We start from the raw sequence: 14,919 nt of genomic DNA, 5'->3' as shown, positions 1-14,919 counted from the left end.
CGACCGGCCTCCGTTTGATTTTGGTGATCAGAGACGGCTGATCGTGTTCTCTTGGCCAACGATGGCGGTGACTGCTTCCTTGTACTGCTTCATCGCGTCTTCCGGTGTCAGTTCGCCTGAAACGACGGCCTCGGTCATGCGCTGGATTTCGGCGGAGACCTTGTTGTAGTTGGCGTCGTTCGGTCGGGCTGTCGTGAACGGCAGCAGCGTCTTGGCGGTTTCGGTCAGGAACGGCGAATTCGGGATCGCGACATCGTCGCGAATGCGGATGGCCGGCTGGATATCCTGAAAGGCGGTGAGCTGTTCCTGGCTGTTCATGAAGGAGAGCAGCGCCCAGGACTCTTGCGGCGCGTCCGTATGCGGATTGATGACGAAACCCGTACCGCCGGAAATGGTGACGAAATCCTGGCCGCGCAGGCCCCGGCCCGGCTGTTCGGACGGCATCTTCTTCCAAGTCATCACATTGTCGCGGTCCGCGACCGCAAATTCCGCGCCCGGCTTGGTAACGGAACGATAGAACCAGTCGCTTTCGATCAACATCGCCGTCTTGCCATCGCGAAAGTTCGCGAAGGTGCGATTGCGGCCATCGCCAAGCATCTGGGCGCGTTGATCGCCAAGCTTGTCGTCGACATAGACGGTCTTGTAGAGATTGAGCGTGTCCAGAATGCCCTGGCTCGAAACGATATATTTGCCGCTCTCGTCAGTCACCTGCTCGCCAGTGCCGAGCAAAGCCATCCAGTAGCCCTGCATCGTGGTGGCTTCGCCCATCGAGACGCCGGCATTGATCTGTAGCGGGAAACTCGCTGGATCAGCCGCCTTCAGCTTACGGGCGGCGTCGAGCAGTTCGGCCCAGGACTTCGGCTGCCAGCCGTCAGCGTCAATACCTGCCTTCTTGAACAGGTCCTTGCGTACGAAAATCATACGGGCATCGGTGCCGAGCGCGATGCCATAGGGCTTGCCCTGATAGCTCATCAGCGCCTTGGTGCCGTCGGAAATATGGCCCCAGCCATCCCATTTTTCGACATCGGTGCCGCCGATCTCATCGAGTGGCTTCAGGAGGCCGCCCTGAACGAAGCTCGGAATGAGGAAGCCGTCGAAGCCGGAAACATCGGCGCCAGCGCCGCTGGAAAAGTCCAGCGCGAGCTGCTGGGTCAGCTGCTCGTCAGCTCCGCCGAATTGATTGAGCTTGACGGTGACATCCTTGCCGTCTGCCTTCATCTTGGCGGTAAAGGCGGGAATGACCTTCTTCTCGATCCATTCCGCCATGCCGCTGTTGACGCCGCCGATGACGCAGCGGCAGGTGATGTTGAGTTCCGTCGCTGCCATGGCCTGGCTCGACAGCGCAATCACCGCCGAAGCGCCCAGCAACAGAAAACGTATGCTCTTGCGCATGTGAATTCCTCCCGAATTGGTCCGTTACCGGACAAGTTGGTTCGGTGCATTCGGACCGCCGGAACCCTCCTCCCGGCGTGCCTCGCCTCACCCGGCCCTTAGAGTGAACACGTTTTCACTTTTGTCAACAGTGCCTTCGAGACGAGAAATCAATTTTGACTCCACAAATTCGCAAGTTGCGCGGTTGCCAGCAGGAATCGCATCGCCGGCCCCTTGACGCACTATTGTTTAGGTCCCAAAATAGTGAACACGTTTTCATTTTGTTGATGCATTGATGACCGCACGAAATGACAGAAAGAGCGCCCGTACGACGGCGGATCTCGTGGCCCGAGAAGCGAATGTCTCGCGCGTCGCCGTGTCCCGCGCTTTCAATCCGAATGCATCGTTGAAGCCGGAAAAGCGCGACCGAATCCTGCAGATTGCCCGCGAACTGAATTACACGCCGGACATGGCGGCCCGATCGCTTGTCACCCGCCGCTCGCATCTGGTTGGCATGATCGTGCCTGATGTCTGTTCACCCTGGGAAAGCCAGGAGATCGACGCGCTGACGACGGCGCTGCAGGCCGAAGGCTTCGCGACCTTGCTGTTCAAGGCCAAGGCCGATTTCAGCATGGACCAGACACTGCTTACCTACATGCGCGGCTTCAACCCCGATTCTGTGATCGCCTTCACGGAAAATGTCGATGCCGACGTATTGACCGGCTTTCTCGACCGCGCCGTGCCGATCTATGTGATCTACGACGACGGTGCGCAATTTGCGGACACATCCTCCAGCCTTTACGACCGGCTGGTGGTGCGCCAGCGGGACGGTATCGAGCAGGCTGTTGCGCTGCTGCAGGGGTACGGTGTGCGTCGCGTTGCCTATCTCGGCGGCAAGCGCCAGTCGCTCGCCAACCGCGAGCGCGAGCGGATGATCACCAAAATCCTCGTCGAGCGCGGTATGCCGCCGCCGACAGTCATCGATGGCGACTATACCTACGATACCGCCTATCGCGCCACGCTCGACCTTTTCCGGGTTGAGGACGGTGCGGACGCGATCTTTGCCGCCAATGACGTCGGTGCCTTCGGGGCGATTGATGCCCTGCGCCACGATCTTGGCCTTTCGGTGCCGGGCGACGTCAAGGTCATCGGATTCGACGACATTCCGCAGTCGCACTGGAAAGCTTACAATCTCACCACCGTCCGGATCGATCTCGAGGACCGCGTCCGCGCCCTCGTTCGCCTCATTCTCCGGCGTCTCAGGAATCCCGACGACGGTCCATTGACCGAAACGCTCGGCACCCGGCTCGTCGTGCGTGGCACAGTGGGTTGATTGAAATTGATCGGCTGATTGAAATGGAAATGACAGAAAAGCGCGTCCATCTGGTCTTCAAGACGCATCTCGACATCGGCTTCACCGATCACGCGGAAAAGGTCCGCAAACAGTATCACGACCGGTTCATTCCACAGGCAATCGAGACGGGCGCGCACTTCTTCGCCGAGAACCCGGATGAGCCGCGCTTCATCTGGACGACTGGCGCCTGGCTGATCTGGGATCACCTGAATTCCCGCTCGCCGGCAGAGGTGAAGCGTCTGGAACAGGCGATAGAGCACGGTCTCATCCGCTGGCACGGCCTGCCCTACACGACGCATACGGAACTGATGTCCCCGGCGCTTTTCCGTGCCGGCCTCTCCTATTCGCAGGAACTCGACCGCCGTTTCGGCAAGACGACGATCGCCGCCAAGATGACCGATGTGCCGGGTCATACGCTCGGGATGGTGCCGATGCTCGCCGAGGCCGGCATTCGTTTCTTGCATCTGGGCGTCAACACAGCCTCTCCACCACCGAACGTGCCGGATGTCTTCCGCTGGCGAGCCCCGGGCGGCGAGGAGATCGTTGTCATGTACCAGCGTTCCTATGGCGAGACCTATTTTCCGGAAGGCATGAGCGACGCGCTGAGCTTTGCCCATACCAGCGACAACATCGGCCCGCAGAGCGTGGCTCAGACTGTGGACGTCTATCGCGAGATGCGCCACAAGGCGCCAGATGCTGTCATACGCGCCGCGACACTCGAAGATTACGGCGCAATCCTCTGGGATGCCCGCGAACAGTTCCCGGTGCTCGATATCGAACTCGGCGACAGCTGGATCCACGGAAGCGCCACGGATCCCCAAAAGACCGCCCGGTTCCTCGCATTGCAACGCCAGTATGACCGTTTCGCTGACGACGGACTGACACCGAGCCGGCTCGCATTCGGGCGCGGCCTGGCGATGGTCGCCGAACACACGTGCGGCGTTGACATCAAGACCTATCTCCGGGACGACAAGGCCTGGTCGCGGAAGGACTTCGAAGTTGTGCGGGCATCCGACTACCGGTTTGCCTATTCGGAAGCTTCCTGGGCCGAGCAACGGGCCTATATAGACAAGGCTGTCTCGATGTTGGGGTCTGATGACCGGAAGATTGCCGAAGCGGCCATTTCCAGGCTCGCCGTACCCGCCCTGCCAGCGATTTCGGCTCGGGCCGGAACGATCAGTGCCGGCCGATGGGAAGCTCATGTCGACCCGGTAACCGGAGATCTCACGGCCCTTGTCACGCCCGCCGGGCGTACGATTGAAGGCCGAACTGACACGGAGGGACGACATTCTCTGGTCGCATACCGCTACGAGAGCTACGACGCCACCGACATGGCGCGGCATATGGACACCTATCTGACGCATCGGCAGGAATGGGCGATCCTCGACCACGACAAGCCGGGTCTTGCTGCTTCTGGAGCCGGTCTCTCCAAGGTCTTCGTGCCGGTGCTGACGGCTGCAGAGGGATCCTCCGCCGTCCTCTCCATGCCCAAACAGGCAAACGGGCAGTATGGCGCGCCGCCGATTTTGTCGCTGCATATGGAGGAGGGGGAGGGGTTGATTCTGGCGTTCGTGTTGCGCGGCAAGCCCGCGAACCGAATGCCGGAGGCAAGTTTCCTGTCTTTCACGCCGGCCGGCGCATCAGACTGGAGTTTCAACAAGATGGGCCTCTGGCACTCATCGGAGCGCATTGCCGAAAGTGGCGGGGCACAGCTTCAGGCGGTCGCTGCCGCGCGCGAGGCCTCCACTTTGACGATCGAGCCGCTGGATACGCCGCTAGTGGCACCGCAGAGCTGGGACTTCATGACCTTCTGCAAGACGCGCCCGAGCTTTGCCGAAGGCATCCGCTTCAATCTGCACAACAATAAGTGGGGAACCAATTTCCCCATGTGGTGCGAGGGCGATATCGTCGCCCGCTTCCGGATCACGGAATCCACCGGATACTGAAGACTACAAAGTGAGAAACTGGTTCGGGGCCGGTCGGAAAAGGGCCGCATGCCATTGAAACAGCCGCTCCGTCGTCAGTGGTTCCGAGCAATCGATTGTGGCATCGAGCGTGATATGGACGATGCCCTCAACCGAGCGGTCGGGCGTCACGAATCCGTCGATATCGATACCGAGTCGTCGTGCCAGCGACGACCGCACCTGTTGTTCATCCAGCCGCTCTCCCTCGATCGCCGACGACCTGACGACGTCGTCGGTTAGCGCTCGCAGAAAGGTCGCCTCGCGCGTACGAAAGCCGAGCCCCTCCGCACGGCCGATGAGGCGCCCCTGATCGAGTCGTACGGTTGCAAGTCTTGATGCAAGGTTATCGAGTTTCCATTCAAATCGCGGCCACAGACTGCCATACATGGGTCATGTCTCAAGATAGGGTACAAATGCGGAGAATGGCACGCATAATCTCCGCATTTATGCGGAGATTGCTGTTGGTAGTCTCCGCATCTTACTACTGCACGTCATTTCGACCGACAGCGTCCGGCCTCACTCTGACAACGAATGTCTATGGCCCGGTGCGAGCAAAACGAACTCCAGCACCTTTGAGCGTCCGTCGGTCAGCGGAAACACTAGGCTTGGTAAATCTAGAACTTGGAAATCCGTGAGTCCCGTTACAGGTCATTGTCTAGCCTGGACAATTTGTTGTCAGAGGAAAACAAAACAAAGGGTCATCGGTTCCAACCCGTTTAAGGCGGCTAACTTGGATATTGCTCCACATTCAACCGTATTCCATATGTAGGTATGTTCCTACATGGAGGAATTCTATGAGCATCACAAGTTTGTCTAGCCGAGAGTTGAACCACGACGTGAGTAGGGCAAAGAAGGCTGCAAAAAAAGGACCTGTAGTTATTACAGATCGCGGGAAGCCGTCACATGTGTTGATGACGTACAGCGAATTCGTGCGCCTGACCGGCAAGCGCCGCAATCTCGTCGATGCTCTTTCAATGCCTGGTTTGTCGACGATCGAATTGGATCCGCCGAGAGCCGAAATTGCACCTCGCGAGGTCGATCTGTCTTGAAATACCTGCTGGATACAAACGTCCTCTCCGAGTTGCGAAAAGTTGGAGACGGTAAAGCAGACGCCAATGTGACAAAGTGGGTCGGGGCGCAAGATTCCAATGACTTGTTCATTTCCGCGATTACGATCCTGGAAATTGAGCGCGGGATATTAACCATCCAACGTCGCGACGCCGCCAAGGGCTCTCGCTTGCGAGGATGGATGGATAGTCGTGTTCGTCCTGAATTCGCCGAGCGAGTTCTGCCAATCGATGACGCGATAGCGACGCGTTGTGCCCACTTACATATTCCAGACCGCCGCAACGAGGCTGCTGCTTTGATCGCCGCTACCGCGCTGGTTCACGGTTTAACTGTAGTCACGCGTAATGTTCAGGATTTCGATGATACGGGCGTGATCGTCGTCGACCCGTGGCAAGACTGAACTCGGCGCGGGCACCCGCTAGGGATGTCCTTTTAATTCCTTAGATCACCCCAGCGTTTTTTGTGATCGCCAGAGGCTGGATACCCCCTCAGGCGCGATCCGGCCGATAGCACGCCAAGCACCCTTGAATTCGTCGATTTCGGTGATCAGCGACAGGATTTCGGGCGTGATCCGCACGGTCGCCGTGTTTAGAAATTCCAAATTCCCATCCAATTCTTGGGACACTGTCATGTACTATTTATCCATCCGTTTCCATCCAATTTCCACGAGATAGTTTGTCAGGTCTGTCAGTTGATCGCGAGCTAGATGACTGGCCAGACTTCACTCGAGCGGATTCTGACTTTTGCAGGAGGACGACAGCTATCAGAAATTCGAGACAGTCCTCCTATGTCATTGGCAAGGAACTGGCGGCCGAGGACGAGGACTGGGCTTTCTAAGCCTCTGACGTCTCTAAGAGTTCGGATGAGATCGACGCGAAACAACAGCGGGCCGTAGGTTCGACCCCGCTCTAGACCAGGCGAGTCGTGCCCGCGATATATGGCCGGCGGTTGACGCGGCTCGCGTTGCTTGTAGGGGGCACCTCTGCTCGATCGAAACCGTCATGATGGCCGCGCCACTGAAGTTCACGGGTTCAGCCCCGCGCAGCGCGCCGTGTTGAGTACATGCGTTTCCATTTCAAGGCGGGCGCGTGCCGCATCATTGTCGCTTAGAGCCGCAATGATGCGGCGATGCTCGGCGATGGAGGCCTGCATGCGCGCGGGCTCTGTGATCGGAATCGGTTGGCGCTGCGTTTCCGTCAGCTGCTCGCGCACGACTTGGTAAAGCGCCCGCAGCATGGCATTGCTGCAGGCAGACGCAATGATGCCGTGGAATTCGAGATCGGCTTCGACATTGGCCAGCAGATCCTGTTTGGCCCAGCAATCCTCCATCTGCTTCGTTGCCGCTTCCATCGCCTGCAGCTGATTGCCGGTGAGGCGTCCGGCGGCGAGTGCGGCGATATTGCCCTCAAGCATGATGCGCGTCTGGAAGACGTCGAAGACCGAATAGGTGTCGGAGTAGCGCCAAGGTGCCATATTGCTTCCCGGGGCGCCAGGGTCGGCAACAAAGGTGCCTCGGCCGGCTTCGGTTTTGATCAAGCCCAGAGTTTCGAGAGTCAGCAGCGCTTCGCGTAGCGAGGCCCGGCTGATGCCGAGCTTCAGGGAAAAATCACGCTGCGACGGAATCTTCTGACCGGCGGCGAGTTCGCCGCTCTGGATCATGTCCTGTATCAGTCGGGCCGCCGATTGCGGCACCAAAGTCCTGTTCAGCATTCTTGCGCTTCTCCGACATCTGATCGGTGCGTCTGGTTCGCCCCGTACATTTAAATCCATCACGCGCTTGCAAATGACAAGATACCATGATTGATTTGGCCTGACTGGTCAGACCGGTTAGACCATTAGCAAAAATACGCGCCATAAAACAAGGGGAACCTAGATGCGTCATTTTTCCTTTCTGAAGACTGCGGTGATTTCGGGCGTTCTCGCCTTCGCCAGCCATGCATCCCTTGCCGCCGATCTTTCCGTCGGCGCCAATATCGGCAATGTGCCATGGGAATTCCAGGACGAAACCGGCAAGACCGTCGGCTTTGAAGTCGATCTCATCACCGAAATTGCCAAGCGCCTCAACAAGTCCGTCGAATTCGTCAACATCCCGTTCAACGGCCTCTTTTCTGCCGTCCAGTCGGGCCGAATCAACATGGCCGTCTCGTCGATCACCATCACCGAGAAGCGCCTGGAATCGGTTAGCTTTGCCCAGCCCTACTATGACAGCGACCAGTCGCTTACTGTCATGGCTACCGCCGGCATCAAGGATCTCTCCGGCATGAGCGGCAAGGTGGTTGGCGTCGACACGGGTTCGACTGGCGACGTGTGGGCAACCACCAACACCGCCAAATACAGCCTCGGCGAAATCCGCCGCTTCGAAGGCCTGCAACCGGCCATGCTCGATCTCGCTGCCGGCCGCATCGACGGCTATATCAGCGATATTCCGGCGCTTCAGTATTACGTAAAGGACAAGCCGACAATCAAGGTCGTCGAGCGTATCCCGACCGGCGAAAAATACTCGATCATGTTCAACAAGGGCGACCCGTTGGCCAAGCAGGTCAACGACGTGATTACGACACTGAAGGGCGAGGGCTTCATCGCCAAGCTGCACGAAACCTGGTTCGGCGCGAAGGCCGAGGATACGACCTCTACAATCAAGGTCGCCGACATGCCTGCTGCTAAGTAAGGCCGGATGGTTCAGGCCACGGATGGCGGCTTGTCCGCCATCCGCCCCACAACGACCGACCGGTGCCTAAATGGATATCTTTACGACCTTTTTTAATCTGGCGGTGCTGGAGCGCTCTTTTCCGCTGCTCCTCTCCGGCCTCTGGATCACCCTCGAACTTGGCGTCGTCAGCATCGTTGGCGGCCTGGCGGGTGGGTTGATCCTCGCGCTCCTGCGCCTCTATGGCGCGACGTTTCTCCAAGCGCTTGCCAAGATCTATATCGACATCTTCCGCTCAATTCCACTGCTAGTGCTGCTCATCGTGATCTACTATGCCTTGCCTTTCGTCGGCATCCGGCTCTCGCCGTTCCTTTCGGCCGCCGCTGCCTTGACGATCGTTTCGACGGCTTACACGGCGGAGATCTTTCGCGCCGGCATCGAAGCCATTCCGCGCGGCCAGTTCGAGGCCTCGGAAGCGCTCGGACTTTCCTATCGTCACATGATGGTGGAAATCATTCTGCCGCAGGCGATCAAGATCGTCATTCCGCCGCTGACGAACAACTGCATCAACGTGATGAAGGATACGGCGCTGGCGTCCGTTGTCGCCATGCCCGATTTGCTGAAGCAGGCAACGCAGGCGCAGGCATTGATGGCAAATCCCTCGCCGCTCATTGGCGCAGCCATCATCTACGTCGCGTTCCTGTGGCCGCTGGTCAGCATCGTTGCCCGTCTCGAAAAACGCTTCAGTGCCGGGAGGCGTCGATGAAAACCATTGTCAATATCCACAACCTCAACAAGTCTTATGGCAATTTCCAGGTCCTTCACGGCATCGATCTGGCAATCGGCGAAGGCGAGGTCGTGTGCGTCATCGGCCCCTCGGGCTCCGGTAAATCGACGCTGATCCGCTGCATCAACCACCTGGAGAGCTTCGCAAACGACAGCCACATCGAGGTCGATGGCATCAAGGTGGAGCGCGGGCGCAATCTGGCGCAAGTGCGCGCAGAAGTCGGAATGGTGTTCCAGTCCTTCAACCTCTTCCCGCATCTGACGGTCATGAAGAACATCATGATCGCGCCGATGCGGGTACGCGGCACACCGCCTGATGAGGCCGCCCGCAAGGCGCGCGAACTACTTGCCCGCGTCGGTATCACCGAGCAGGCGGAGAAGTATCCGGAACAGCTGTCCGGCGGCCAGCAGCAGCGAGTGGCGATCGCCCGCGCGCTGGCGATGGAGCCGCGCGTACTGCTCTTCGACGAGCCCACCTCGGCGCTCGACCCGGAGATGGTGGGCGAAGTGCTCGACGTCATGCGCACGCTCGCCGGCACCGGCGTCACCATGATCGTGGTTACGCATGAGATGGGCTTTGCCCGTCAGGTCGCCGACCGTGTCATTTTCATGGATGGCGGCCGGATAGTGGAAGCCGGCACACCCGCCGAGATATTCGACAATCCGCGGGAGGAGCGCACGAAGAGCTTCCTGCGCGCCGTTCTCAATCACTGACAATAAAGACAAGGTTCCGGAGGACCACATGGAGACGCAACGCCCACTCGACATCGACTTTGTCAGGAGCCAGTTCCCGGGGCTTCAGCATGGATGGACGTTTTTCGACAATGCCGGAGGCTCGCAGATCCTGAAGCGCGCGGTCGAGCGTATCAATACGTTCCTCTATGACAAGAACGTCCAGATCGGCGGCAGCTACGACGTGTCGCAGCAGGCGGCGAAGGCGTTGATGGAAAGCCGCGTCGCCGCCACGCATCTGGTGAACGCCGCGCGACCGGAAGAAATCATCTTCGGGAGCTCGACCACGGTGCTGCTGCAGAATCTGGCGCGCGCCATGCGCAGCCAGCTTTCGGCCGGCGACGAGATCATAGTTACCATTTCGGACCACGAGTCCAATATCGGGCCTTGGGACGGGCTGCGCGACATGGGCGTCGTCGTCAAGTTCTGGCCGCTCGACACCAAGACCTATGAGCTCGACCTTGCCGATCTCGAACCACTGATGAGCGAGAAGACAAGGCTCGTCTGCGTCACCCATGTCTCCAATATTCTCGGCGCCATCAATCCGATCGCCGATATCGCGGCCATGGTGCATGCGCGCGGCGCCCGTATCTGTGTCGATGCCGTCGCCTATGCGCCGCATCGCGCCGTCGATGTCCGAGCGATGGATGTCGATTATTACGTCTTCAGCTTCTACAAGACTTACGGCCCGCACTACGCGATGATGTACGGCAAATATGATTATCTTCTGGAGCTCGATCCGCTTTATCACTTCTTCTATGGGCGCGACAAGGTTCCGGGAAAGCTGGAGCCGGGCAATCCGAACTACGAGCTCGCCTATTCGGTCACGGGCATCGTCGATTATCTCTGCGAACTCGGCGCAAAATCCGGCGCCTCGGGCTCGCCGCGTCAACTGATCCTTGCGGCCTTCGAGGCGATCACCATTCAGGAAAACGCGCTGACGGATCGGCTGCTAACCTATCTGCGCAGCCGCAACGATTGCCGCATCATCGGCGAGACGGCAAACCGCAATGGCCGGCGTATCCCGACGATCAGCTTCGTCTTCGAGGGGCGCAATTCGGAAGATATCTGCAAGGCCATGGACGCCTATAAGATCGCAATCCGTTTTGGCGATTTCCACGCGCGGCGGCTTGGCGACCATGTTGGCCTGCCGCAGTACAATGGCGCCGTGCGCGTTTCCATGGTGCATTACAACACGGTTGCCGAGGTCGATGGACTGATTGCAGCGCTTGATGAAATCTTGGGGCGCGACAATGCGGGCCTGAACAAGGGGGCTGCCTGATGCATTTCGATACCATCATCAAGAACGGCACAGTCTTCACCGCGAGCGATACGTTTCGTAGCGATGTCGGGATTCGCGATGGAAAGATCGCTGCGCTGGCCGCTGGTCTTGATGATGCCGATGAGATCATCGATGCCACCGGCCTCTATGTCATGCCCGGCGGCATCGACAGCCATGTCCATATCGCCCAACCCTCGGGCGACGGGATCGTCATGGCCGACGATTTCGCGAGCGGTACCCTTTCGGCCGCCTTTGGCGGGAACACGACGATCCTGCCTTTCTGCCTGCAGGAAAAGGGCACGACGCTGCGTGAATCGCTGAAGGATTACCATGCCAAGGCCGATGGCCAGTGCCATATCGACGTATCGTTTCATCTGATCCTCAGCGATCCCACGGCCTATGTGCTCGGGCAGGAGCTTCCGGCGCTTGTCGAGGATGGCTATACCTCGCTCAAGGTCTTCATGACCTATGAGAACCTTCGCCTGCGCGACGACCAGATCCTCGATACATTGGACAGCGCCCGCCGTTCCGGCGCGCTCGTCATGGTCCATTGCGAGAATGAAGACGCAATCCGCTATCTGATCGGCAAACATGAGCGGAATGGCGATCTGGCGCCGAAATTCCACGCGCTGAGCAGGCCTGCCGCGGCCGAGCGCGAGGCGACGCATCGGCCGCTTTCGCTTGCCGAAATCGTCGATACGTCGATTGTCATCGTCCATGTCTCGAACCGCCAGGCGATGGAAGAAATCGAGCGGGCCCGCAAGCGCGGCGGCAAGGTCGCGGGCGAAACCTGCCCGCAATATCTGCTGTTGACGGCAGACGATCTCGATGCTGCCGAGCTTGAGGGCGCGAAATTCGTTTGCTCGCCGCCGCCGCGGGACAAGGAAAGCCAGATTGCCTGCTGGGAAGGCCTGCAGAATGGCACGTTCGAACTTTTCTCGTCCGATCATTGCCCCTTCCGTTACGAGGATGAGGGAGGCAAGCTCAACGAGAAGGGCAAGCGGAATTTCCGTTGGATTCCAAACGGCATTCCCGGCGTCGAGACGCGGTTGCCCATTCTGTTTTCGGAAGGGGTGAGCAAAGGCCGGATCGATATCAACCGCTTTGTGGCGCTGTCATCCACCAATCATGCCAAGCAATATGGCCTCTATCCGTAGAAGGGCACGATCGCGATCGGCTCGGATGCCGATATTGCCCTCTGGGATCCGTCGAAGAAGGTGACCATCACCAACGACATCCTGCATCACGGCGCCGATTACACACCCTATGAAGGTCTTGAGGTCCAGGGCTGGCCCGTGCGCGTCATCCTGCGTGGCGCGACCATCGTTAATGGAGAGGCGTTCACCGGCGCTGCGGGTCAGGGTGCCTATCTTCGCCGGGCGAAAGTTGGCGTCGTATCGCAAAATAGATAAATGCGAAAACGCTCTTTGGTTTTGCGTAGCTTGGCGAAGTATGGTGGTTGAAAGCTGGAGAGCGGCTAAGGGTGCTACCGCAGAACCATAGCCCTTTCCCGTTCTCGGCGTTTTCGCATTTTGGGGGAAGCCGATGCAGGTCTTTGCCTTGGCACGAAAGCGGCCATCGAAGGCGCAACTGTTGTAGAGAAGTCTGCCAAGGTGCATTTCATCATCGGCTGGTCGCGTGCAAGGTGGCCAAGGATCGCTTCGGGAGCACCTATTTGCTTGTAGCTACACGGAACGATTGTCGTCATACTACGCTCAACGTCGGTTGAGGAGCAATGCAGACCATGGACAAGTTAGGCCCGGTAGCGTTTGGACTGATCATAAGCGTTCTCGGCATCACACCAGCTCAAGCGTTTCCGGCAATTAGTCCACCCGGGATCCAATTGCCGCAGCAAACAGAAACCGTGCAATGGCGTCACGGAGGCGGCGGCCCATACGGCGATTACGGTGTGATCGTCGGCGGCGCATTAACACGGCCTCACTACGGTCCCTACGGGGCTACATATTACGGCTCGTTCTACGGGTATCAGCGCCGGCCAGATAGCTCTTATTGGCCGTACCGCGGGTATGAACCGTCAGTTGCCTATGAGGGCGGCGGCCATGTGAGTTGGTGCTATGCGCGCTATCGTACGTACAGGGCATTCGACAATACGTTCCAGCCTTACTACGGCCCCCGTCGCGAATGTGTCGGACCATATCGATGGCGCTAATCGCCTATCTCCTACCGCCAGGTGCCCCTAGTCTACGTCTCGAACGCCCTTCTGACGGATTCGAGCGTCATTGCGGCGATGCCGTTCGCCCCTCTGCGCCCTGTTCGATCCGGAATTCATTGCAGATCGCATTGAGGACTAAGCGTCATTTGCGTAGGTACATTGCTGCGCCCGCCGTTTCGGTGGCGGCCCGAAGCCGCTTGTCTCTAGTCCACAAGGCTGCACGGCATCGAGTTAGCGTCGGTGACCTTCCGCGTTAGACCTCACGTGCCATCGAGAATACCTGCGCGCTAGGATGGCAGGGGCGGCTTCCTGTCGATCGTCGTTGTTTGGGTAGGGCACGTGAGGTTTGCGGCTGAGCGATAGGCAAACTTGCCATAGCTCATCAATATGGATAGTCATGAGTTATAGAAAGGTGGTCTATAGCTCATGCAATGGAACTGGCAGAACGCCGATTGGCCGCGTTTCAGGTGCGACACTGCAAGCTTGATCCCGTTGGAGCAGAAATTTCTGCAATCCGCCGGCGAGGTCATCGGTGCTGTTCGGCATTTCAATGAGGATGACAGTAGTCAGCTTCGTATTGAACTGCTGAGTGACGAGGCGATCAAAACCTCAGAGATCGAGGGAGAGTTTCTCGATCGCGCAAGCGTCCAATCATCACTCCGCCGACAGTTCGGGCTCAACACAGATGACCGACAGGTTCGCCCCCAAGAGCGGGGGATCGCCGAGATGATGGCGGATGTCTATCGAAACTGGCATCAGCCGTTGCATCATGAGGAGCTGTTCCATTGGCACTCAATGCTGATTGCAGGAAATCGAAACATTGAAACGGTGGGCGCTTACCGCCAGCATGCCGACGCCATGCAGATCGTCTCAGGCAGACTGGACAAACCGACAATACATTTTGAGGCTCCCCCATCTCGCCAGGTTGCCGCTGAGATGGAAGGCTTCACCGCATGGTTCAATCAATCCGGACCAAGCGGTCAAACACCACTTCAGGCTTTAACGCGCGCAGCGGTCGGCCATCTTTACTTTGAAAGCATACATCCATTTGAAGATGGCAACGGCCGCATTGGGCGCGCGCTCGCCGAGAAGTCGCTGGCTCAAAACATAGGGCAGCCCAGCCTGATCTCACTTGCCTTCACAATCGAGAAAAACCGAAAGGCCTATTATTCCGAACTTGAGCGCCACCAGCGTACACTCGATATCACTGGTTGGGTCCTTTTTTTCTCAGAAACGATCTTGGCCGCCCAACAGGCGACGCTTGAGCGCATAAATTTCTACATTCAGAAAGCAAAATTTTACGATCGGTTTAGAGGCAACCTGAACGAGCGGCAGGAAAAGGTAATCGCGCGCATTTTCAAAGAGGGGATAGCGGGTTTTAAGGGAGGCTTAAGCGCCGAGAACTACATTTCAATTACAGCCACATCCCGCGCCACAGCTACACGCGACCTTCAGCAACTCGTAGAGATCGGCGCCCTTACGCGCACAGGCGAACGTCGGCATACCCGTTACGCGCTGCTGCTGCGGAACTAAATTCGCCGT

At 58.3% G+C, this 14,919-nt stretch carries 14 protein-coding genes and 1 pseudogene; 11 read left to right on the top strand and 4 right to left on the bottom strand.

Annotated features, from left to right (window positions below):
* Positions 1-27: 27 nt before the first annotated feature.
* Positions 28-1,392 carry an extracellular solute-binding protein gene (locus AC1DE4_RS13510; RefSeq protein WP_477881623.1) on the bottom strand — a complete coding sequence of 455 codons (1,365 nt, stop codon included), beginning with the start codon at positions 1,390-1,392 and terminating at the stop codon, positions 28-30.
* Between the two features lie 274 nt (positions 1,393-1,666).
* Here AC1DE4_RS13510 and AC1DE4_RS13505 point away from each other — a divergent pair, with 274 nt between their 5' ends.
* Both AC1DE4_RS13505 and AC1DE4_RS13500 read left to right on the top strand, forming a co-directional pair.
* Positions 1,667-2,704, top strand: a complete 1,038-nt coding sequence (locus AC1DE4_RS13505) for a LacI family DNA-binding transcriptional regulator (protein WP_477881621.1) — start codon at positions 1,667-1,669, stop codon at positions 2,702-2,704.
* Between the two features lie 29 nt (positions 2,705-2,733).
* Entirely contained in the window at positions 2,734-4,671 is a 1,938-nt protein-coding gene (locus AC1DE4_RS13500) for a DUF5054 domain-containing protein (RefSeq protein ID WP_477881619.1), read from the top strand.
* A 3-nt stretch (positions 4,672-4,674) separates the two neighbouring features.
* On the opposite strand, the gene AC1DE4_RS13495 is transcribed toward AC1DE4_RS13500, so the two are convergent.
* The gene (locus tag AC1DE4_RS13495) at positions 4,675-5,076 is read right to left on the bottom strand and encodes a DUF4172 domain-containing protein (protein ID WP_477881617.1); all 402 of its coding nucleotides are present in this window, start codon (positions 5,074-5,076) and stop codon (positions 4,675-4,677) included.
* A 407-nt stretch (positions 5,077-5,483) separates the two neighbouring features.
* Between AC1DE4_RS13495 and AC1DE4_RS13490 the strand changes: the two genes are divergently transcribed.
* Together AC1DE4_RS13490 and AC1DE4_RS13485 are read left to right on the top strand one after the other, a co-directional pair.
* Complete coding sequence (locus AC1DE4_RS13490; protein ID WP_025661968.1) at positions 5,484-5,738, top strand: type II toxin-antitoxin system prevent-host-death family antitoxin; 255 nt, start codon at positions 5,484-5,486, stop codon at positions 5,736-5,738.
* Positions 5,735-6,157 (top strand): PIN domain-containing protein, encoded by a 423-nt coding sequence (locus AC1DE4_RS13485; protein WP_477881614.1) that lies wholly within the window; start codon positions 5,735-5,737, stop codon positions 6,155-6,157. The genes AC1DE4_RS13490 and AC1DE4_RS13485 overlap by 4 nt, the downstream gene beginning before the upstream one ends.
* Before the next feature lie 45 nt (positions 6,158-6,202).
* Here AC1DE4_RS13485 and AC1DE4_RS13480 read toward each other — a convergent pair whose 3' ends face one another.
* Together AC1DE4_RS13480 and AC1DE4_RS13475 are read right to left on the bottom strand one after the other, a co-directional pair.
* Positions 6,203-6,388, bottom strand: coding sequence for a hypothetical protein (locus AC1DE4_RS13480; RefSeq protein WP_477881612.1), 186 nt, complete (start codon positions 6,386-6,388; stop codon positions 6,203-6,205).
* Between the two features lie 392 nt (positions 6,389-6,780).
* Positions 6,781-7,467: a FadR/GntR family transcriptional regulator gene (locus AC1DE4_RS13475; RefSeq protein WP_018857933.1), complete on the bottom strand. Its 687-nt coding sequence runs from the start codon at positions 7,465-7,467 to the stop codon at positions 6,781-6,783.
* A gap of 163 nt (positions 7,468-7,630) precedes the next feature.
* Between AC1DE4_RS13475 and AC1DE4_RS13470 the strand changes: the two genes are divergently transcribed.
* The 7 genes and pseudogenes from AC1DE4_RS13470 to AC1DE4_RS13440 all read left to right on the top strand — a co-directional run bounded on the left by AC1DE4_RS13470 (position 7,631) and on the right by AC1DE4_RS13440 (position 14,910).
* Positions 7,631-8,425 (top strand): transporter substrate-binding domain-containing protein, encoded by a 795-nt coding sequence (locus tag AC1DE4_RS13470; RefSeq protein WP_018116614.1) that lies wholly within the window; start codon positions 7,631-7,633, stop codon positions 8,423-8,425.
* Positions 8,426-8,495: 70 nt separating this feature from the next.
* Positions 8,496-9,170 carry an amino acid ABC transporter permease gene (locus tag AC1DE4_RS13465; protein WP_018116615.1) on the top strand — a complete coding sequence of 225 codons (675 nt, stop codon included), beginning with the start codon at positions 8,496-8,498 and terminating at the stop codon, positions 9,168-9,170.
* Positions 9,167-9,904: an amino acid ABC transporter ATP-binding protein gene (locus tag AC1DE4_RS13460; RefSeq protein ID WP_477881609.1), complete on the top strand. Its 738-nt coding sequence runs from the start codon at positions 9,167-9,169 to the stop codon at positions 9,902-9,904. Before AC1DE4_RS13465 ends, AC1DE4_RS13460 begins: the two co-directional genes overlap by 4 nt.
* Before the next feature lie 28 nt (positions 9,905-9,932).
* Positions 9,933-11,204: a cysteine desulfurase-like protein gene (locus AC1DE4_RS13455; protein ID WP_113471638.1), complete on the top strand. Its 1,272-nt coding sequence runs from the start codon at positions 9,933-9,935 to the stop codon at positions 11,202-11,204.
* Positions 11,204-12,616 (top strand): annotated as a pseudogene (gene hydA, locus AC1DE4_RS13450) (dihydropyrimidinase). The gene AC1DE4_RS13455 and the pseudogene hydA overlap by 1 nt, the downstream one beginning before the upstream one ends.
* 332 nt (positions 12,617-12,948) lie before the next feature.
* Positions 12,949-13,374, top strand: coding sequence for a BA14K family protein (locus AC1DE4_RS13445; protein ID WP_477881798.1), 426 nt, complete (start codon positions 12,949-12,951; stop codon positions 13,372-13,374).
* Positions 13,375-13,803: 429 nt separating this feature from the next.
* Positions 13,804-14,910, top strand: coding sequence for a Fic family protein (locus AC1DE4_RS13440; RefSeq protein WP_477881607.1), 1,107 nt, complete (start codon positions 13,804-13,806; stop codon positions 14,908-14,910).
* The last annotated feature ends 9 nt before the right edge of the window (positions 14,911-14,919 follow it).

The organism is Rhizobium sp. 10N414 (genome assembly GCF_056394785.1).
This window is presented reverse-complemented; position numbering and strand designations above follow the sequence as displayed.